The sequence below is a fragment of the Aquisalinus flavus genome, assembly GCF_014640095.1.
GTDB classification, from domain to species: Bacteria; Pseudomonadota; Alphaproteobacteria; order Caulobacterales; family Parvularculaceae; genus Aquisalinus; species Aquisalinus flavus.
This window is the reverse complement of sequence record NZ_BMGH01000001.1, coordinates 1,627,501-1,647,355: the sequence shown is the minus strand read 5'-3', so window position 1 is coordinate 1,647,355 and position 19,855 is coordinate 1,627,501. Positions and strand designations below refer to the sequence as shown.

The window sequence follows — 19,855 nt, the reverse complement described above, 5'->3', positions numbered from 1 at the left end:
ACAGGATTGGCTCCGTCAAAACTCTAGATAAACCTGTCAGGGGCATTCGATGCCGCCATGTCACTCGTGTCAGCGGTGCTTGTCACCGTCTCTAGTCCCATGCTCTCAAGCAGGTCGGCAGCACCCGCTGCCAGGCCCAGGGTGAGCGCATCGGTGATCGCCGGCGGCATCCGGTCGTCCTCGAAATAGTAGTCGAGGGCGAGGAACAGAAGGCCGACGACGATATAGCCGCGTAAAAAGCCGAAGATCACGCCGAGCACCCGGTCGATACGGCCGGGCTTTTCTGCGATGAAACGGCTTACCAGACTGTTTAGAACAATCAGGGAAACAATGAAGATGACGAGAAAAACGATCAGAAAGACGATGATCGCCGTCATCGTGGAGCCTGAAGCAAAAAGCTCCCCCAGTGGAGGAGCCAGATAGTAGGCGGCAATGACCCCGGCCGCGAGGGCGCCGAGGGTCGTAATTTCACGGGAAAAACCGCGGAAGGCCGCGAACAGGACCGACAGGCCCAGGATACCCAAGACAATAAGGTCAAACCAGGTCATCAGCGCACGCCTTCACCGTTCCGGTTTCCGTCCCCGGCCTCTCCTTAACGCGATTGGACGGCCTGCGCCATGGCAATTTCGCAAAAGCGTCATCTAATTTCGGATCATGCGGACTGGCGGACCCAGCGGACAAAATCGTCCAATCCGGCAAAGCTGTTTAGCGCTAAGTCGCGGGACTTCAGCTTGGTCGGCGTCAGCGCGCGGCTGAAGCCGAGCTTGGCGGCTTCCTTGAGGCGGGCATCGGCCTGGGGCACAGGCCGGATTGACCCGGACAGACCGACCTCGCCGAACACGGCGGTATCGCGCGGCAGGGCGATATCGGTCAGCGAGGAGACGAGCGCGGCAGCAGCAGCAAGGTCGGCGGCGGGCTCGTTGATGCGGAGGCCGCCGGCGACATTGAGGAACACATCGTGGCGCCCGAAATCAAGGCCGCAGCGCGTGTCGAGCACGGCGAGCAGCATGGACAGGCGGGCTGAGTCCCAGCCGACGACGGCCCGCCTTGGCGCACCAAGCGAGGACTGGCTGACAAGCGCCTGAATTTCAACGAGAACAGGCCTCGTGCCTTCGATCCCGGCGAAGACGGCGGAGCCGGAGATAGTGCCGTCATTCTCCGACAGGAACAGCTCCGACGGGTTGGACACTTCGCGCAGGCCGGCGCCGGTCATGTCGAAGACGCCGATCTCGTGCGCTGCACCGAACCGGTTCTTGACCGCGCGCAGGATGCGGAAGGAACGCCCGGCCTCGCTCTCGAAATACAGCACCGCATCGACCATGTGCTCGACAACGCGCGGCCCGGCGATCTGGCCGTCCTTCGTCACATGACCGACGAGCATGACGACGGTGTCGGTCTGCTTGGCGAAGCGTACCAGTTCCTGGGCACAGGTGCGCACCTGGGTCACCGTGCCGGGCGCGGCGGGCAGCGTGTCCGACCACATTGTCTGGATCGAATCGATGATCACGACATCGGGCCTGGCGGCTTTCAGCGTCGCTAGGATATCCTTCAGCGCGGTGGCGGATGCCAGATGCACCGGCGCATCGGAAAGGCCGAGGCGGGAGGCGCGCAGTCGGATCTGGGCGACGGCTTCCTCGCCGGAGATATAGGCGACGCGCGGGCCGCCCCTGGCGAGGCCCGCTGCGACCTGCAGCAGGAGGGTCGACTTGCCGACGCCGGGATCGCCACCGATAAGGAGCGCCGAGCCGGGCACGAGTCCGCCACCGGCGGCGCGGTCGAATTCATTGTTGCCGGTGGCGATGCGCGGTTCCTCGGCCATCTCGCCCTTCAGCGAGACGAGCTCGATCGCCTTGCCCTTGCCGCTGGACCTGGCCGAATGGCTGCCGGCGGGGGCGGCCTCGGTCTGCTCCAGCTCGATCGTGTTCCACTGGGCGCAGGCCTCGCAGCGCCCGGCCCATTTGCCATAGGCAGCCCCGCAGGACTGGCAGATATACGTGTCGGAGGATCGCGCCATGGGGAAGGTCTCTAGGGGGAAGTTCCTGTTTTGTCCACTCTAGAGTGGTGGGGGCGATTCGCCAAACGGGATCGGTTGGCGGGATCGAGGATCAGAGCCTTTGTTCGGCGATGGTGACGGTAAGGTCGCCATCATGGATCGGCGTCATCCAGTCGGGCCGGGCCGCGTTCATGTAGTCGCCGCCTTCCGGCAGGCCGTTATACCAGCTGGTCACGACCCAGTCTGTCGGTGCGGCGGAGCCGAGTTCGAACCAGATGCGCCCGCAGGCCGCCTGACAGACGAAGACGTGATAGCCGTCGACGGCCTTTTCATCGGCAAGGAATTCCGTGCGCACACCATTGACCCTCACCGCGACGGGCTTTGCTTCGACAGGGATGAGCAACCGCGTGAACCACGGACGGTCGAGGTCCTCGGAACCATCGACAGAGAGCACCAGGGTGCGGCCGTCATCCGCCGGTCGTTCCTCGACACTCAGGGACGGGGCGGGCGGCGGCGTCGTGCCTTCTGCTGCAGCGACATAGGCGCTGGCGAACAGTCCATCGACTTGAGAACCGGGCTCGGCGGAGAAGGCTGCGGCTCGCGCCAGCTCGTCGGGCAGGGGCGTGGCGGAGCGGATGCGCCATTGCGAAGTGCCATCGCGATAATCCGTAGCGTGAATGATATTCTGCCCCTTCGGCATCATCGTTGTATAGCTCGGCTGCAGGCCGAGGACGACGGCAGCGATCAGCACCAGGACGATTGCGCCACCACTGACGGCGAGGCCATGCTTGCGGGTGATGGCGAGCGGCATTAGTGTCGCGGCGGCAAGGGCCAGCGGCACGGTCAGGGCGTAATGCATTTCGCCGGTCAGGGCCGCGATGTTGGAGACGGCCACCGGCGCGATGAAGCCGACGAAGAGCAGGCCGGCGAGGCTCGCGCTGATCCACTTCGTTTTCGTACGATCAAGGAACGCGCCGATGAGCAGGATGATTCCAGCAGCGAGGGCCGGAAGCAGCAGAAGGACGGATGCGCCGGGCAGTAGAATGGCAAGAACGCAGGCCAAGATGGCAATCATCAGCCAGGGAACGAATAAAGAGAGCTTATCGCCAGCGATCCTTGCAAGGCTGGCTCCCGTAATGGCGAGCGATGCCCAGACGGCGATGACAAGTCCGGCAACCAACACAAGCGGCGTTGCCCAGCCGGGTGATGGCGTCATCAGTCCCGCCAGCATATAGACGGCGAAACCGCCTGCTGCCGCCAGAACGGCACACAGTGGCAGTATGAAAACGCCCGCGAAGATCTTCAGCGGTCGTATCGGCTCACCCCGGCTGGCGATGAACGCGGCAGCGCCGATCAGGACCAGCGCCAGCAGGCCGAGCGGCAAAGCCCAACCTTCCGGCACGTAGAAAAATCCCCAGGTCCACAGATCGCTGTAGATCGCGTTTTCCTCGGCCATGTCTGTCAGGTCCGCCGCGATCATCGCGCGAGTCATGGCGAGCATGTTCTCGCCCTGATGCTGGACGCTGGCGGGGCTCAGATTTTCCAAATTATCGAGATGGGTGTGATAGTGGGGCAGGCGGTCGAGGAAGGCGAAGTTCGCCCCGGCTAGACCCGTGCCCTTGACCATGGTCAGGTCGGTGTCGTTCGGCAGCATCTCGTAGATGGTCTGGGTCAGCGAGCTGGCCGAGGGCCGTTTCGCATAAGCCGCATAATCCTTCACCATCCACGCCCCGCCGGGGGTTGTCTCGAACAGGAAGCTCGGGCCCTGATTGCCCCGTGCCTCGACATTGATGACGGCGCCGATGCCGTCGATCAGGCCCTGCTCTTCGAAGAAGGCCTTGGCGCCGAGCAGGCCTTCTTCCTCGCCATCGGTGATCAGCGCCATGACCGGGTTGCCGCTCGGGCCTTCGGCTTTCAGGAGGCGGGCGATCTCCATGATGATCGCGACACCATGCGTGTCATCCGCCGCGCCGGGGCCCGTGGGTACGGAATCGTGATGCGCCATCAGCACGACGGCAGGTCCGTCGCCATCGATGATCGGCACGAGGATGTTTTGCACTTCGGTACAGCTGATCAGGGACCAGTATTCCGACTGCCGGCACGTGGTTTGGGTGATCGTTTCGGTCGCAAGGCCAAGATCGGCAAACGCTTCGAAAATGCGTTCCCGGCCGGCCTCGTTGGCGGGGGTACCGACGGGGCGGGCGCTACCATCGCCGAGCAGGCCTTCGAGCTTTTCGAGTGCGCGGGTGGCGGCGAACCGGTCCGCCGGGGCGTCGAGGGGCAGGGCGCGGGGCGGCTGGACGAGCCAGACCGAGAGCATGACAGTCAGGGCGAGCACGGCCAGCAGCGCCAGCGGTCGGATAAGTGACATTTCGGTCCCCACAATTCTTCCCGTGAGGACCCTATCCCGCGCCGCCCTGAAAAGCGACCCATATGCCACACCCATCGCACCCCGTGCGCGATGCGGCTTTTCTTTTGCGGAAATAGACGTAACTATCCTCGGGTCAGTTATGGGGAAACAGGAGCTTATCCGTTGAAAACCGAGACTTTTATCCGTTACCGCAATGTTCTGGCTGCCTCTGCCGCAGCCCTTTCCATCTCAGCCGCACCGGCTTTTGCGCAGACCAGCGCGCCGATCGTCCAGCCGGGCGCGCCGGGGCAGGACACACGCGACCTGAGCGCCGATGAGGCCAGCAAGATCGCCGACACCCGCTATACGCAGGACGATGTGATGTTCCTGCAGCACATGATTCCCCATCACTGGCAGGCGGTGGAAATGGCCGCGCTGGCAACGGAACGGACGAATAATCAGGATATTCTCGACGCTGCCGGGCGGATCACCGCCTCGCAGGAAGACGAGATCGCCTTCATGCAGGACTGGCTCACCGCCCGCGGCGAGGATGCGCCGGACCCGAGTGACCATCACAGCATGCACATGTCGATGGAGATGATGCGCGCCATGGGCATGGCGACGCCCGACCAGATGGAACAGCTCGCCGCGTCCGAGGGCACGGCCTTCGACCGCCTGTTTCTGGAACTGATGATCAAGCACCACCGTGGCGCGGTGACCATGGTCGACGACCTGCTCGACCAGCCGGGCTCGGCCTATGACCCGATGCTGTTCGACTTCGTCAATGACGTGACCAATGACCAGACCGCCGAGATCGAGCGCATGAGCGCGATCCTTGCCGGCCTGTCGACCGATCCGCGCGTCGGCCTGTCGGCGGGTTTCCGCGATGCCGGCGAGGCGATCTCGAACATGACGCTGGTCGCGGCGCTGCCGAAACCGGCAGGCTTCTTCGATCCGAGCAATCCGGCAGGCCTGCCGCCGAAGATCGAGAAGGCCGACGAGATGGCTGACGAGGAAGATGTCTCCGAAGACGCTGCCGACCGCGATGACAACGAACAGAGCCTTGCGGGCACCCAGTGGGGCACGCGCTCGCCGCTGCTGTCCTTCTCCAATACCGACATGGCCTTTGCCGGCGACAAGCTGGTGGTCGGCTCCTATCACGGCTTCAACATCTATGACCTCGGCGAGGACGGCGTGCCGGCGCTGTACAGCTCGGTCGTCTGCCCGGGCGGTCAGGGCGACGTGTCGGTCGTCGGTGACCTGCTGATCATGTCGGTCGAGCAGACCCGGGGCCGGGTCGATTGCGGCCTGCAGGGTATTGCCGAAGATGTCAGCGAGGAGCGCTTCCGCGGCCTGCGCATTTTCGACATCAGCGACATGAAACGCCCCGTGCAGGTCGGCCAGGTGCAGACCTGCCGTGGCTCGCACACCCATTCCATCGTCTCCGCCGATGACGAGACCATCGTCGTCTACAATTCCGGCACCGCGGGCGTTCGTGACGCGGAAGAGCTGGAAGGCTGCATCGGCTATGTGCCCGGCGACCAGCGCACGGCGCTGTTCCGCATAGACGTGATCGAGATCCCGGTCGACAATCCGGCGGCCTCGCGCATCGTCGACAGCCCGGCCGTTTTTGCCGACGAGGAAACCGGCAGCATTGCCGGCCTGTGGCTCGGCGGCGACCATGGCGACGATACCCAGACGACGAGCCAGACCAACCAGTGCCACGACATCACCGTGTTCCCGTCGGCCAATCTTGCCGCCGGGGCGTGTTCGGGCAATGGCATCATCTTCGACATTTCCGATCCGCTGAACCCGACACGGATCGACGCGGTGACCGATGAGGGCTTTGCCTACTGGCACTCGGCGACGTTCAACAATGACGGCACGAAAGTTCTGTTCACGGATGAATGGGGCGGCGGTGCCCGCGCGCGCTGCCGGTCCCATGATCCGATGACCTGGGGTGCCGATGCGATCTACGACATCGAGGACGGCCAGCTCGAATTCAAGGGCTATTACAAGATGCCGGCGCCGCAGAGCGAGGAAGAGAACTGCGTTGCCCATAACGGGTCGATCATTCCCGTGCCGGGCCGCGATATCTTCGTCCAGTCCTGGTACCAGGGCGGCCTGTCGATCATGGACTTCACCGACTCCACCAATGCGCAGGAGATCGCCTTCTTCGACCGAGGCCCGATCTGGGACGAGAAGCTGGTGCTCGGCGGCTACTGGTCGAGCTACTGGTATGGCGACAAGATCTACGCGACGGAGATCGTTCGGGGTCTCGACGTCTTCTCGCTGGAGCCGAGCGAGTATCTGACCGAGAACGAGATCGCCGCTGCCGCGCTCGCCGATCAGGGCGAGATATTCAACCCGCAGCAGCAATTCCCGGTCACCTGGCCGGCCGTGCCGGTCGTCGCCCGCGCCTATATCGACCAGTTGAGCCGGGACGAGGCGCTGTCGCCGGAACTCGGGACGCAGCTGAAAGAGGCGCTCGACAAGGCCGATGCGGCCCTGGCTGAGGGCGGTCGCGACCGCCAGCTGGCCACGACGCTGCGGGGTCTCGCCGATGATCTCGAAGGCGGCGAGGGCATGACCGCCAAGCGCATGGCAGCCCTGTCCGAAACCCTCGACGGCATCGCGGCAGAGCTGCGCTAAGCGCCTGATCGCGCTTTGAGATAGCGCGATAACATTGCATGATAGCCCCATGATGAAGTCATTCCTCATGGGGCTTTTTTTGTGCGCCGGGCTCAGCGCCTGCGCCAGCGTTGACTATGCCGCGCCGGACCCGGCGGCTGAGATGGTGGAGCTGTATCAGCAGGACATGCAGCGCGCGGCGATCGACCTGCAGCTTGCCCGCCGGGCGCGGCTCTATGACCTTGCCTGGCCGGTGCTGAAGGAGAATGTCGCGCTGTGCCCCCAGACGAAGACCTCCATCGGGGTCGTCCTCGCCGGGCGCGAGGACCTCGGCGCGTTCGTTGGCGGCATTGATGAAGACTACCTGACCCGGCTGGGTTATGGCGACGATATCAAGGTGCTGCACGCCATGGCGGGCAGCCCGGCCGCCGAGGCGGGGCTGGCAGCCGGCATGGCGCTGCTGGCGGTCAATGGCGCGGAACTTGAGACCCGGCAGGCCGAGACGGCGGTTGCCGCCATCGTCGAGGCTCTGGATGAGGACGAGAGCGTGACGGTGACCATTCGTGACGAGGCGGGCACGCGGGACATCGCCATCGAGGGCGTGGAGACCTGCGCCGCGCCGGTGAAGATGTCGACCTCGGACGCGATCAACGCCATGGCCGCGACCGGCGATATTGTCATCCATGCGGGGATGATGCGGGCCGCCGATGACGACACGCTGCAATTCGTCATCGCCCATGAGCTGGCCCATATCGCGCTCGCCCACCGGCCCAAGGTGATCCGTAATTCCATCGTCTCCGGCGCGGTGCTCTACGGCCCGGTCCTCTATGCCGGGGGTATGGTCGCCGACACGGTGCTGCGGCTGACCGGCTCGCAGCGCTCCGGCTCGCTGTCTTCCCGTGCGCTTGCCGCATCGGTGCCGTATATGAATGAATTCGAGGCGGAGGCGGATTATGTCGGCCTCTACATGCTGGCCCGGGCCGGCGGGAATATCGACGCCGCGCCGGAGCTGTTCACTCTGTTTGCGACGGAAAAGCCGGAATCGACCTGGCTGCTCTATACTCACCCGCTGACGCCGCAGCGCTATGCGGCGGTCGAGGCGGCGGTGGCCGAGGTCAAGGCCAAGATGGCGGCGGGCGAAGAGTTGCTGCCGGAAAAGGCTGAATGAGCGTCATGCGCTTTCAGGCGGTGCCATCGCCGGTGAAAACTGCTAAAGCGGGCATACTGCCTGATGTTTCGTGGCTGCCTGCGGCAGCACCTCAGCATGAGGAGCGATCTAACAGAACCTCATCCTGAGGCGGCTCCGGAGGAGCCCACGAAGGATAAGGCGTAGGAGAATAAAGTGCCCGGCGATATGTATCAGGAATATACCCGGCTCGGCGAGAAGGTCGACCTGCCGGACGATCCGGACAAGGCGATTCTCGACCCGGTGCCGAACCCGCACACAGATGTCGACTATCTCGCGCGCTTCGTCGCGCCGGAATTCACGTCGCTGTGCCCGGTCACCGGCCAGCCGGATTTTGCCCATATCGTCATCGACTATGTGCCGGGCGAGCATCTGGTGGAATCGAAGTCGCTGAAGCTGTTCCTCGGCTCGTTCCGCAATCATGGCGCGTTTCACGAGGACTGCACCGTCGCCATCGCCAAGCGGATCGTCGCCGCGATAAGCCCGAAATGGCTGCGCATCTCCGGCTACTGGTATCCGCGTGGCGGCATTCCGATCGACGTGTTCTACCAGACCGGCGAGGTGCCCAAGGGGGTCTATGTGCCGGAAACCGGCGTCCAGCCATATCGGGGGAGAGGATGATGAAGAGATTTCTGACCGGATTTGTGACGGGCGCAGCGGCGCTTGCGATGATGGCGCCTGTGGTAGCGCAGAATGCTGACGAGGCGGCGCAGGCCGAAGCGCCGAAGACCGTCGACGAGGTCATGGCGATGGCGGGCGAGGCCGACTGGCTCGCGCCGGACCCGGACAGCACGATCTATATGCTGGTGCCGCACGGACTGATCGTCATCGTGCTGAGCGACGACCTTGCGCCGGGCCATGTCGAGCAGGTCAGGACGCTGGTGCGCGAAGGCTATTATGACGGCCTCAATTTCTATCGCGTGATCGATGGCTTCGTCGCCCAGGGCGGGGATGTGTCCGAGGAGAAGGACAAGGGCAGTGCTGCGGAGAGCCTGCCCGCCGAGTTCGAGGAGCCGATCCCCGACGGGCTCGCCTTTACGCCGCTCGGCAATTTTGACGGCTATGCGCCGGAGGCCGGGTTCATCAACGGCATGCCGGCAGGCATCGACCGCGAGCGCGGCAGCGTCTGGCTTGCCCACTGCACCGGCGCGTTCGCCTTTGGCCGGAACAATGAGCGCGATTCGGCGTCGACCGAGTTCTACATCGCCCTGCAGCCGCAGCGTTATCTTGACCGCAATCTGACGGTCTTCGGACGGGTCATCTGGGGCATGGATGTGGTCCAGGCGATCAAGCGCGGCCGCCCGAACAATGGCGGCGTGATCGAGAATGAAGAGGACTGGACGCCGATCATCTCCGCGCGCCTTGCCAGCGACGTGCCGGAAGCGGAATTGCTCGACCTGCAGATGATGGACACCAACAGCGATGTCTTCCTTGAGTTGATCGAGGCCCGGCGCAACCGCATGGGCGCGTTCTTCTATGTCCAGCACGACTATCTCGACCTGTGCCAGCTGCAGCTGCCGGTTCGGTTGAAGCCGGTTGAGGAAGAAGAAGGCGAGAGCGAATGAGCGATGTGAAGCGCGGCCATGTAAGGCGCGGACCGTGGATCATCCATGGCGAGACCGTCTCCTTCGATAATCCATGGATCGCGGTGCATGAGTTCCCGGTGACAATGCCGAGCGGCGATCCGGGGCGCTATGGCGTCGTGCATTTCAAGAACCGCGCGATCGGCGTCCTGCCGATCGATGAGGAGGGCTACACCTGGCTCGTCGGCCAGCATCGCTTTCCGGCCGATGCCTATAGCTGGGAATTGCCCGAAGGCGGCGGCCCGCTGGACGAGGAGCCGGAAGATGCTGCCCATCGTGAGCTGGAGGAAGAAACCGGCGTAAAGGCCGGAAAACTCACGCAAATCGGGACATGGCACCTGTCCAACTCGGTGACGGACGAGATTGCCATCGCCTATATCGCCACCGGGCTGTCTTCAGGTCAGTTTGCACCGGACCCGACGGAAGTGCTTGAAATAAAAAGACTTCCCTTTGGCGAGCTTCTCGATCTCGTGATGTCGGGCGAAATAACCGATGCGTTTACTGTTTTGATGGTACAAACCGCTTACATAAAGGCGCAGCGAGGGCTGCTGCCTGAAGAGATCAGCCGCCATATCGTGCCCGATCAATGAAGGAGGAGTGTGATGGCTCCAGCAAATACCGCATCCGCCGCTGACACAGCGAAAATCATCAGCCTGACGACGGACCAGACCTGGTCGCGAATCCGGGTTGAGGCGGCGACGGGCGCCGCGCAGGAACCGATCCTGGCGAGCTTTCTCAACGCGACCGTGCTGAACCATGACAGTTATCAGGACGCGCTGTCCTATCGCATTGCGCAGAAGCTCTCCGATGGCGAGATGAACGCGATGCTGTGGCGCGAGGTCTGCGAGGAGGCGTTCGAGGAGGACCCGTCCATCGTCGAGGCGGCGCTCGCCGACACGCTGGCGACGTTCGAGCGCGACCCGGCCTGCCGCGAATACATCCAGCCTTTCCTGTATTTCAAGGGCTATCAGGCGATCCAGTCCTATCGCATCGCCAACTGGCTGTGGCGTCAGGGGCGCGAGGCACTGGCGCTGTATCTGCAATCGCGCATGTCGGAGCTGTTCTCGGTCGACATTCACCCGGCGGCGAAGCTGGGTCAGGGCATTTTCCTCGATCACGCCAATGGCGTCGTCATCGGCGAGACGGCGAGCGTCGGCAATAATGTGTCGATGCTGCATTCGGTCACCCTCGGCGGCACCGGCAAGGCCGGCGGCGATCGCCATCCGAAGATCGGCAATGGCGTGTTGATCGGCGCGGGCGCGAAAGTGCTCGGCAATATCAAGGTCGGCGACAATGCCAAGATCGCGTCGGGCTCTGTCGTGCTGGCCGAAGTCCCGCCCGGCTGCACCGTTGCCGGCGTCCCGGCCAGGATCGTCGGCGATTGCCCGTGCAAGGAGCCGGCAAAGGACATGGACCAGAATATCTGATCCTTCGAGGTCGGCTACGCCGACTCCTCAGGATGAGGAGTGCACTGACCTCACCCTGAGGTGCCCGCGAAGCGGGCCACGAAGGGCGGCAGTAGCTGCGGCAATCATCCAGCTTGTGAGCGATTGGCGATACCGGTAGACTGTCGGCCATGATCCTTGCCCTGAAAATCCTGCTGTTTCTCGGCACCGTGCTCGCCATGGAAGGCGGCGCGTGGCTCGCCCACAAATATCTGATGCACGGGCCGATGTGGTTCCTGCACAAGGATCATCACGTCAAGCGGCCGGACCAGGTGATGGAAAAAAATGACTGGTTCGCCTTCCTGTTCGCGCTGCCCGCGATCGCGCTGATCTGGATCGGCGTGCATGTGTGGTCCTGGGCCTTGCCAGTCGGGATCGGCATCACCGCCTATGGGCTGATCTATTTCATCTTCCACGACATGATCGTGCACCAGCGCATCAGGATGAAGCTGCCTGACTGGCCGTATCTGAACCGCATCGTCGAGGCGCACCGCATCCATCACCATGTGCGCACGAAAGAAGGCTGCGTCTCATTCGGCTTCGTGATCACGCCGAAGCCGTCGTGGTTGAAGGCAAAGCTGAAAGCAATGAAGGCGGCGAAAACCCCGCAATAGGCCCCCGAGGGTTGGAGAGGAGAGGGCGATGAGCCGACATAAAGACCTGCAACCCTATGACGAAGACACCCCGCAGCCCGAAAGCCTGGAACTGGTGATCGTGCCGCGCGCCCGCGACATTGGCGGGTTCGAGGTGCGCCGCGCCCTGCCGGTCGCCAAGCGCCGGCTGGTCGGCCCGTTCGTGTTTTTCGACCAGATGGGACCGGCCACCTTTCCGGCGGGCAAGGGCCTCGATGTCCGGCCGCACCCGCATATCGGCCTCGGCACGGTGACCTATCTGTTTGACGGCAAGATCACCCATCGCGATTCACTGGGCACCGCGCTCGATATCGAGCCGGGCGCGGTCAACTGGATGCTGGCCGGGCGGGGCATCACCCATTCGGAGCGGTCGCCGGCTGATTTCCGCGACGCTGCAGCCGCGCCGCTGTCGGGGATCCAGACCTGGCTGGCGCTGCCATCGGACAAGGAAGACGTCGCGCCCGCCTTCGAGCATGTGGCAAAGGCCGACTTGCCCATGGTCGAAGACAGTGACAAGTCACTGCGGATCATCCTCGGCGATGCCTATGGCGCGAGCGCCCCGGCGAAAATGCTGTCGGAGACATTCTATGTCGATGCCGCGCTGAAACCGGGGGCGACGCTGCCGCTGCCGGACAATCACGAGGATAGAGGTATCTATATCGTCGAGGGGGAGATCAGCGTAGAGGGCGTTTCGTATGAGAAATCCCGTATGCTGATTTTCAGGCCAGGCGATGCCATTTCGGTCAGTGCCGGCGAGCAGGGCGCGCGGCTGATGCTGTTTGGCGGGGCGACGCTGGACGGTCCGCGGCATATCTGGTGGAATCTCGTCTCGTCCTCGCAGGAGAAGATTGAGCATGCGCGCGAGGAATGGCGTGCCGGAAAATGGGGGGAGGGCTTGTTCACCCTGCCCCCGGGGGATGATCAGGAATTCATTCCGATCCCTGACTGATCGTCATCAGCTTTCCGCTGCTTCCTGAATACGAGTGGCAAGGGCTTCATCCTGGCTCGCCATCGCATAAATCTGGTTGTAGCGCTCGGCCGTCATGCCTTCGTCCTCGACGGCGGATTTCAGTTCGGCCTGCATTTCCTGCTGGACCGTGGCAGCTTTTTCCGTGCCTTGCGCTTCCTCCAGCTTTGGTTGCCATTGCTGGACAATGGTCTGCACTTCCATGGTCACCGTGATAAAGGTTTCGATCTCGTCGTCCGTCACCGGTTTTGCTTCAGCCATCTGCTGCTGCAGGGCGCCTGGTGCGGATTGAGCTTCCTGGGCGAAAGCGGGCGTTGCGCCGGCGAGCATAAGGGCAGCGGCGGCGGTTCCGGCAAGAGCCTTTTTCAGGGATGAAATCATCAAGTTTTCTCCTAATTTTGTGCCGCTCCGACGGTCGGCGGCAGAGTCCCGCTAACAAAACGAATCGACGCATGCAAATGCCGATCCCGTGCCGAAAATGTGGCGAACCCGTCTTATTTCCCGGTAAGCCCCGCCCTTAGCGGCTTACAGAACATCGTGCCGGGAGGAATGACGCGCCTTAAAATTTCGTCATCCATGCCTGGTCCCTGTTGCGTGTCTCTAATGCCCCACATGGGTCATGGCGCTCTTGCCCGACATCGCCATCATCGGCACGCTCAGGTCACCGGCCTTCTCGAAAGTGATGGTGATGTCATAGGTCTCGCCTTCGACGAGGGGGCCCGCAACACCGATCAGCATGACGTGATAGCCGCCCGGTTCGAGAATGACTTCATCGCCTGCCGGTATCTCGAGGCCGTTCACCGGACGCATCATGGATCGCCCGTCCTGCTCGATCGATTCATGCAGTTCCACCACCTCGGCAATCGGGCTTGCCAGCGACACGATCCTGTCCGGCTCATCGCCCTGATTGCTAATCGTGCCATAGGCGGCGGACATGCGCACGCCCTCGCCGACAGCGCGGACCCAGCTGCCACTGATGGCGACATCGCCGGCGGCAACCGCTTCCGTCCGGTGAATCTCGGGCTGATCCGGCCCCGAGCAGGCGGCGAGGGTCAGCAAAAGCGCGGCGAAACCGGCAAGGGCGGGGGTGTTCATCGGGGGCATTACATGCTCCAAGGGTTGATCATCGACATTCAGGGCCGTCGTGCTAGCTATTAGCCTGACGCGACCGGGCCACAAAGACAAACAGGTTGCGTAACAACGCCGCGGAGAACGGGATCATGCAAGAGACAGAAATCGCCAAGTTGCAGCTTTATCTGCGTCGCCGTTTCAATGACGAGAATTTATCCGTCCGGGACAGAGCAAACAAGGACGACTCAGCCGAAGTATATATCGGTGATGAGTTTATCGGCGTCCTGTTCAAGGACGAGGACGAAGGGGAAGTCTCCTATGACTTCAACATGGCGATTCTTGAAATCGATCTGCCGCAAGGATAGGGCACGGTCGGACCGGTTGAGTGCCACGCATACGTGCGGGGCCTTCCATGGCTGACGGCCGCCCCGATACCTCCTTTCATCTCGGCCCGCCAGGGCCTTTCATCGTCCAGCGCCCTTTCCTGACCCTGTTGCTTGCCGGCTGTACCATCGCGGTGCTGCTGACGTCCGGCGATCCTGCCGCCATTGATGCAGTGGCTGGCGCCGACGCGCTGTTCGCGGCGTTGAAGGCGCTTGGCCTGACCGGACTTCTTCTGGGTCTCGCCGGCCTGTTCCCGCCAGCGGGCCGCTGGCGCCTGCCGCTCCTCGGTATACTGCTGGCCTGTGCCCTTGGTGCCTCGGCGATAGCGCCCGATCCGGCGACCCGCCTGGCTTTCTCGGTCGGCGGCCTGATCGCCATCGCCGTCGTGTGGTTCGGGCGATATGCCGGACGTGCCGCCATCCTGATGGCGATCGTCGGGCTTGTGCCTGCCGTGGCGGGCTGCGTGGCGCTGGTCGTATGGTCGGGCAAGAACGGCGCCGGCTGGGAGCCGTCGGGCCTTGGCCTCGTATGGTTGTGCCTTTCGCTTGCGGTCATGGCGTCCGTTTATGCAGCCGAGGGCTTCGCCGACCGGCTGGCAAAGCGTGACGGCCTGCGCCTCGCGGCAGCCCTGACCGCGAACCGGCTGGCGCGGCAACTGGTCTGCCTGGTCCTGGTCGCGACGCTGTTCAGCCTCGCCGGGGCGGTCCTCGGGCAGCCACCCATGCTGCCGCTGAGCGACGGACCCTATGGCTTTGGCGCCATGCCGCTGATGCTGGCGGCCTTTGCTGGCGGCGTCATGGTGATCTCCCTGGCGCTCCTGTCGCTGCTGCCACTGCCGGAACGGATTTCGCGGTCAGCCGACCGCAGCTGGTTCGCGGCGGGGATTGTTTCCGCGCGCCTGCTCGGTCGTGTCAGACCGGTGGTGCCGGGCGCAATCCTCGCCGCTGCGGGCCTCCTGGGTGCCATGATGCTGTCGCTGCGACCTGACATTCTGGCGGCAGGCCAGGCTGGCAACCCGATGCTGGCAGTGGCCGTCTTGATCGCCCTTGGCGCAGGCCTGTTTGCTGTTCTGATGGTGACGACCATGTCATTCCGCACGAGCCTGCTGGTCTTCGTCCCGCTGATGCTGGCGACGATTCCGTTCGCTCTCATTCCGGGTAATCATGTGCCGACCCATCTTGCCGGTCCGGTTCACCTGATCATTGTCTTCGCCCTGCTGCGCCAGGCAATCGTCTGGCGCCGTGAGGTAGAAAAGCGGGCGAGGGGCAAGGAACTGATGGTCCGGGCCGTTGCCGCCGGCCTGCCGGCGGGCGCTGTGTCCGTGCTTGCGGCATCCTTCCTGCTGGTCTGCCTCGCGGTTCTCGTGCCGGAGACAGGCCTCGGCGTGACGGGTATCGTCATGATCCTCGGGGAAGCCGTTCTCGCCCTCGGCATGGGGCATTGTCTCGGCATCCTGCTGCGCAGCATCGTGCGCGCGTCCGAACGTCAGCCGATATCGGCGATACCGTAAAGGAAGCGCTGAACCTCGGCGTTGATCTTCTGCCACTCCGGCAGATAGGCCTTCTTGAACAGGAAGCGCACCGTGGTGCCTTCGGAGAAATCGAATTCGCGCCAGCATTCCGGCGGGATCACGTTGATCTCGTGCTCCTTGAAGCAGAAAATGACGATCGTGCCGCCATCGGCATCCTCGGTCACGAACATGTCCTTGTCGCTATAGCCATTGGTCTGCATGTCCTCGCCGCCGCCGCCGCTCTTGAACTCGAATTTCACCAGCCCGTAATCCGATTGCTGCCCGGCCTTGTCGACGGTGTGGGGCAGGTAGAGGGTTTCCAGCCGGCGTTCCTCGGAGAAGACTGAACTGCGCTGGTCGACAATGATGTCGATGCGGCGGGTATCCGGGTCATTGTCGATGAATTCAGAGCGCCGCGCCGGGGTGTAGCCATTCATTGTCGGCCACAGGGCATAGAGCGTCAGCGAATCACGCGCGCCGCCGCGCCGGTCGCGCGGATAGACGGTATAGTTGGCAGGCACCTGGAAGGCGACATCGCCGACTGTCAGGGAAATCTGTTCCTCGCTGATGGTCGGCTTCGGCGTCGTGCCCTGGATCTCGTCATATCCCGGGCCGACATAGTGATAGAGAAAGATCGCGCAGAGAATCAATGTCGAGAAGAAAATCACCAGCGGATAGCGCCAGGATGATTCTTCCTTGATCTCGTCGCCGCCGAAACCGTAGCTGTTGCTCATGCCCTGCCTGTCGCCTTGTCCTGTCGAGCCTTCCGCTTCCTAGCATAACCCTCCGGGCAGGCGAAGGGAAAGAGCCATACAAAAAGCAAAGAGCCCCGCAGCAGGCTACGGGGCTCTGATCCTTCACACGGGCAAGCGCCTTAGAGGACGCCGATCATTTCCGCGACCAGCGGGTGGCGCACCACGTCCTTCTCGTTGAACTTGATCACCGAGACGCTGTCGAGCGTATCGAGCTTGGCCGAGATATCGGACAGGCCGGACATGCCCGGCAACAGATCGGATTGCTCCGGGTCGCCGGTGATGACCATGGTCGATGACCAGCCGAGGCGGGTCAGCAGCATCTTCAACTGGCCATAGGTGCAGTTCTGCGCCTCGTCGATGACGACGAAGGCATTGTTCAGCGTACGGCCACGCATATAGGCAATCGGCGCGATCTCGATCACGCCCTCGGCTAGCAGCGCCTTCAGCCGCCGGCCAGAGAGCCGGTCCGTCAGTGCATCATAGAGCGGGCGCAGATAGGGGGAGAGTTTTTCCTCCATGTCGCCGGGCAGGAAGCCGAGGCTTTCGCCCGCTTCGACGGCCGGGCGGGACAGGACAATGCGGGTGACCTCGCCGGCTTCAAGCGCCTCGACCGCCTTGGCGATGGCGACATAGGTCTTGCCGGTGCCTGCAGGGCCTGAGGCGACGACGAGGGAGTGGTCGTTCAGGGCTTCCATGAACAGGCGCTGCGATTCGTTCTGTGGCCTGAGGTTCTTTCGATATTTTGTTTCCGGTTTTCGCGCCCCCGGGTGTGGCTGCATCGTCTCGGTCTCTTCCTCCATAGGTGACCAGTCGGTATCGAACAACGGCTGGACGTTACCTCCGTGATAGTCGTAAGTGTCCAGGGTTTCCCTGGCGAGACGTTTCGTCGATTTGCGTGCAGCACGTTTTCCCATGACTGACCTCCTTGGGGCTGGCTGGTGGAAAGGCGAAATGCGACCGCCTGCCAAAAGTACCCGGACAATCATCACGGGAACCATCAGCATACGAACTATCAGATAATATGGAAAATAACGGGAAGTAGGGAGCAGGCCGGCTTTCCCCGGCGGGGCGGTGGAATATGTTGGTATATCCCACCATCAGAGCTAACCTGAAACCGAATCAATCATCCCCTTGATACTACTTCAGATCACCCGGCCTGGCGATAGCAGGCCGGCGTGTTTGACAAAAGTTTTTTAGTCGTTAACAAAGTCTTACCAAGGGGTTGAAACTCGGTATACAAACCGATTGCTCATCGCGCTGCTCACGGCGTAGAACATGGCCCAGCTCAACTGGCCAGTCTTCATCGGGAAATGCGTTGCCGGCTGGCGGCTAGCGCGGCAACCAGGCCTTGATCATCTTGGAATGCTGTTCCGGCGGGAAATTCTGCCAGATGCTGCGGCCGCGGGTCGAGTCGACAATGAAGACCGGCTCGCGCACCTGCAGATGCGGGGTCAGCAGGTTTTTCAGGCCCATCAGGGTCTGGTCGCTGGACACGGCCCAGACATTATCCGTGACGCGGAAGGCCGGGCCGAGATTGCGAATTACATGTTCCAGCCTGCTGGCGGCGCCGGAGACGACGTCGAAGATCACCAGGAAGTTGGCGATCTCCGGGTCTTCGCGCTCGCCCGGTTTCTTGTGGATCGACCTGGCGACCTGTTCGGCCGTGATGGTTTCGGTCCGGCCGCCTTCGAGAATCTCGGCGATATTCGGATATTGCTTGGCGGCGCGCCACATCTTTCCGCCCGCCGGTGCGACGAGCGATTGCGGGCCGAGGCGGCCCTGCTCGGCGAAGGTCTCGAGCTGGTCGGTTGAGTAGGGTCCGTAAACCCGTTCTGCCACCTTGATGCACCAATTGTCGGTAGAGAGCATTATCGACTTATCCCTGTCATTCAGTCCCGGGTAAACTCCAGGCCAATCCCTGTTTCATGATGGCGAACGACCCGGCCGCGCATCTTGCCGATTACCAGTACACAACCAATGTCGGGTCTCGGGTCGATCGCGACGGACGCGCCGGTTACCGAGATATCGAGGATGCGGCAATCCACGGTCGAGCCGTCTTCCAGTTCCGCCTTTGCGGCGCGGTTCTGGCGGATGCGAATCGCGCGGCGGCGTTCGAAATCATGGGTGCCGCGATTGACGAGACGAATCAGCGTGTCGGCCATGCGGGCCCGGCGCGAGCGGCGAACGTCGAAATAGACGCGAATCGCTTTCGATGCCGTCGCCTTCACGATGCCTTCCATGCGACCGATATGGTCGATGTAGAGAATAACCTTGTCGCCGCGCATCACCGGGGCTTCGCACTCGATCACCGCTTCGCCGGCGGAAATGGTGCGCAGTCTTGCCGGAAACTCGCGCTCGTCATTCAGGAGGAAACGGGCATCGAGCGGCAGGCGGATACGCCGGTAGGTCCGCCTGTCGGTGACACTCGACCGCATGGAGCTTGTCTCAGGAGCGCGTTCCTGCTGAGCTTGCATGTGAAATCCCTTGCCTGTTCGTTCAGGAAACTTAGCCTTCTAAAGTGAAGAAATGCTTGCCAAGCCTCATTCTGATGCAGATTTGTTGGCGTCCGGGCCCTCCGGGCAGGTCTGTTGCGTTCTGGCACAGGCAGGCACCGGGCTGGCCAATGCCCCCATAAATGGCGGCACCGTTATGAAAGGTGGCCTATGAGACCCTCGCAGATGCACCGAATGGCCGGACACGAGCCTGCCTATACGCCGCCGACGGGGATCCCGCCGGTGATCCTGGTGCTGCTGGCGATCAATATTGCCGTCTATGCGGTGCGATTCGCGGTCCCTGCCGGTCTCTATGAGGGTCTGATCAGGTTCTTTGCCGTGGTGCCGGGGCGGGTGGCCTCGACCGATCCGGACAATCTGCTGGCGCTCGGCCATGAATTGATGACCTTTGTCACCCATGCCTTCCTGCATGGCGATTTCGGCCATGTCGGGTTCAACTGTATCTGGCTGCTGATTTTCGGCACGATGATGGCCTCTCGCTTCCGCGCAGAAACGGCAAGCGGGCTGATCGTTTTCCTGAGCTTCTACCTTACCGCGGCAGTGTTCTGCGGCATTGTCTTCGTCTTCGTCAGCCTCGGCGAGAATGTCCTGCTGATCGGGGCGTCCGGCGCCTTGTCGGCGCTGATGGCCGGGGGCGTGCGCATCGGTTTCAAGCGATTCGCCCATCTCGGGCCCCTGCCGGCGCCGCCGCTGCCGATACTCGACAAGCGGGTGATCGGGGTCAGCCTCGTCTATATCCTGCTGAACCTGACACTGGTGACACCGCTCGGCGGGCTCGTCTTCATGACCGACGAGCCGGGCAGCGTCGCCTGGGAGATCCACATCGCCGGCTTTC

20 protein-coding genes (1 of these 20 cut by a window edge) are annotated in these 19,855 nt (G+C 62.8%); 11 read left to right on the top strand and 9 right to left on the bottom strand.

Translation table 11 applies throughout. The annotated features are described in order from the left end of the window. Window positions 1-23 precede the first annotated feature (23 nt). The 3 genes from IEV88_RS07640 to IEV88_RS07630 all read right to left on the bottom strand — a co-directional run bounded on the left by IEV88_RS07640 (window position 24) and on the right by IEV88_RS07630 (window position 4,364). Window positions 24-548 (bottom strand): CvpA family protein, encoded by a 525-nt coding sequence (locus tag IEV88_RS07640; protein WP_188159012.1) that lies wholly within the window; start codon window positions 546-548, stop codon window positions 24-26. 104 nt (window positions 549-652) lie between these two features. Continuing rightward, window positions 653-2,014, bottom strand: a complete 1,362-nt coding sequence (gene radA, locus IEV88_RS07635; protein WP_188159013.1) for a DNA repair protein RadA — start codon at window positions 2,012-2,014, stop codon at window positions 653-655. Window positions 2,015-2,105: 91 nt separating this feature from the next. Continuing rightward, complete coding sequence (locus tag IEV88_RS07630; protein ID WP_188159014.1) at window positions 2,106-4,364, bottom strand: M20/M25/M40 family metallo-hydrolase; 2,259 nt, start codon at window positions 4,362-4,364, stop codon at window positions 2,106-2,108. A gap of 162 nt (window positions 4,365-4,526) precedes the next feature. On the opposite strand from IEV88_RS07630, the gene IEV88_RS07625 reads away from it, so the two are divergent. The 8 genes from IEV88_RS07625 to IEV88_RS07590 all read left to right on the top strand — a co-directional run bounded on the left by IEV88_RS07625 (window position 4,527) and on the right by IEV88_RS07590 (window position 12,769). Then, window positions 4,527-6,995 (top strand): DUF305 domain-containing protein, encoded by a 2,469-nt coding sequence (locus IEV88_RS07625; RefSeq protein ID WP_206711247.1) that lies wholly within the window; start codon window positions 4,527-4,529, stop codon window positions 6,993-6,995. A 49-nt stretch (window positions 6,996-7,044) separates the two neighbouring features. Further along, a complete protein-coding gene (locus IEV88_RS07620; protein WP_188159016.1) occupies window positions 7,045-8,142 on the top strand; it encodes a M48 family metalloprotease in 1,098 nt (365 codons plus the stop codon). Window positions 8,143-8,328: 186 nt separating this feature from the next. After that, the gene (queF, locus tag IEV88_RS07615) at window positions 8,329-8,781 is read left to right on the top strand and encodes a preQ(1) synthase (RefSeq protein WP_188159250.1); all 453 of its coding nucleotides are present in this window, start codon (window positions 8,329-8,331) and stop codon (window positions 8,779-8,781) included. After that, window positions 8,781-9,725 carry a peptidylprolyl isomerase gene (locus IEV88_RS07610; protein WP_188159017.1) on the top strand — a complete coding sequence of 315 codons (945 nt, stop codon included), beginning with the start codon at window positions 8,781-8,783 and terminating at the stop codon, window positions 9,723-9,725. Before queF ends, IEV88_RS07610 begins: the two co-directional genes overlap by 1 nt. Next, window positions 9,722-10,333, top strand: a complete 612-nt coding sequence (locus IEV88_RS07605; RefSeq protein WP_188159018.1) for an NUDIX domain-containing protein — start codon at window positions 9,722-9,724, stop codon at window positions 10,331-10,333. Before IEV88_RS07610 ends, IEV88_RS07605 begins: the two co-directional genes overlap by 4 nt. Before the next feature lie 12 nt (window positions 10,334-10,345). Then, window positions 10,346-11,170 carry a serine O-acetyltransferase gene (gene cysE / locus IEV88_RS07600; RefSeq protein ID WP_188159019.1) on the top strand — a complete coding sequence of 275 codons (825 nt, stop codon included), beginning with the start codon at window positions 10,346-10,348 and terminating at the stop codon, window positions 11,168-11,170. Window positions 11,171-11,319: 149 nt separating this feature from the next. Beyond that, window positions 11,320-11,802, top strand: a complete 483-nt coding sequence (locus IEV88_RS07595; RefSeq protein WP_188159020.1) for a sterol desaturase family protein — start codon at window positions 11,320-11,322, stop codon at window positions 11,800-11,802. A 28-nt stretch (window positions 11,803-11,830) separates the two neighbouring features. Further along, on the top strand, window positions 11,831-12,769 hold the full coding sequence (locus tag IEV88_RS07590; RefSeq protein ID WP_188159021.1) for a pirin family protein: 939 nt from the start codon (window positions 11,831-11,833) through the stop codon (window positions 12,767-12,769). Between the two features lie 6 nt (window positions 12,770-12,775). Here IEV88_RS07590 and IEV88_RS07585 read toward each other — a convergent pair whose 3' ends face one another. Next, entirely contained in the window at window positions 12,776-13,168 is a 393-nt protein-coding gene (locus IEV88_RS07585; RefSeq protein ID WP_188159022.1) for a DUF4168 domain-containing protein, read from the bottom strand. Window positions 13,169-13,387: 219 nt separating this feature from the next. Beyond that, window positions 13,388-13,891: a copper chaperone PCu(A)C gene (locus tag IEV88_RS07580; protein WP_188159023.1), complete on the bottom strand. Its 504-nt coding sequence runs from the start codon at window positions 13,889-13,891 to the stop codon at window positions 13,388-13,390. Between the two features lie 116 nt (window positions 13,892-14,007). Between IEV88_RS07580 and IEV88_RS07575 the strand changes: the two genes are divergently transcribed. Continuing rightward, window positions 14,008-14,223, top strand: coding sequence for a DUF3126 family protein (locus tag IEV88_RS07575; protein ID WP_188159024.1), 216 nt, complete (start codon window positions 14,008-14,010; stop codon window positions 14,221-14,223). Window positions 14,224-14,270: 47 nt separating this feature from the next. Continuing rightward, window positions 14,271-15,752 carry a hypothetical protein gene (locus IEV88_RS07570; RefSeq protein WP_188159025.1) on the top strand — a complete coding sequence of 494 codons (1,482 nt, stop codon included), beginning with the start codon at window positions 14,271-14,273 and terminating at the stop codon, window positions 15,750-15,752. On the opposite strand, the gene IEV88_RS07565 is transcribed toward IEV88_RS07570, so the two are convergent. From IEV88_RS07565 to IEV88_RS07550, 4 genes are all read right to left on the bottom strand, one after another. Next, complete coding sequence (locus tag IEV88_RS07565; RefSeq protein ID WP_188159026.1) at window positions 15,728-16,486, bottom strand: hypothetical protein; 759 nt, start codon at window positions 16,484-16,486, stop codon at window positions 15,728-15,730. The two genes, IEV88_RS07570 and IEV88_RS07565, sit on opposite strands and share 25 nt — an antisense overlap. Before the next feature lie 140 nt (window positions 16,487-16,626). Then, a complete protein-coding gene (locus IEV88_RS07560; RefSeq protein WP_188159027.1) occupies window positions 16,627-17,421 on the bottom strand; it encodes a PhoH family protein in 795 nt (264 codons plus the stop codon). A gap of 415 nt (window positions 17,422-17,836) precedes the next feature. Next, the gene (locus IEV88_RS07555; RefSeq protein ID WP_188159028.1) at window positions 17,837-18,376 is read right to left on the bottom strand and encodes a DUF4339 domain-containing protein; all 540 of its coding nucleotides are present in this window, start codon (window positions 18,374-18,376) and stop codon (window positions 17,837-17,839) included. A gap of 20 nt (window positions 18,377-18,396) precedes the next feature. Beyond that, entirely contained in the window at window positions 18,397-18,942 is a 546-nt protein-coding gene (locus IEV88_RS07550; RefSeq protein WP_188159029.1) for a PilZ domain-containing protein, read from the bottom strand. A 252-nt stretch (window positions 18,943-19,194) separates the two neighbouring features. On the opposite strand from IEV88_RS07550, the gene IEV88_RS07545 reads away from it, so the two are divergent. After that, window positions 19,195-19,855 carry the 5' portion of a rhomboid family intramembrane serine protease gene (locus tag IEV88_RS07545; RefSeq protein ID WP_188159030.1) on the top strand. It continues 71 nt past the right edge of the window, so only the first 661 of its 732 coding nucleotides appear in the window; it begins with the start codon at window positions 19,195-19,197; its stop codon lies beyond the right edge, outside the window.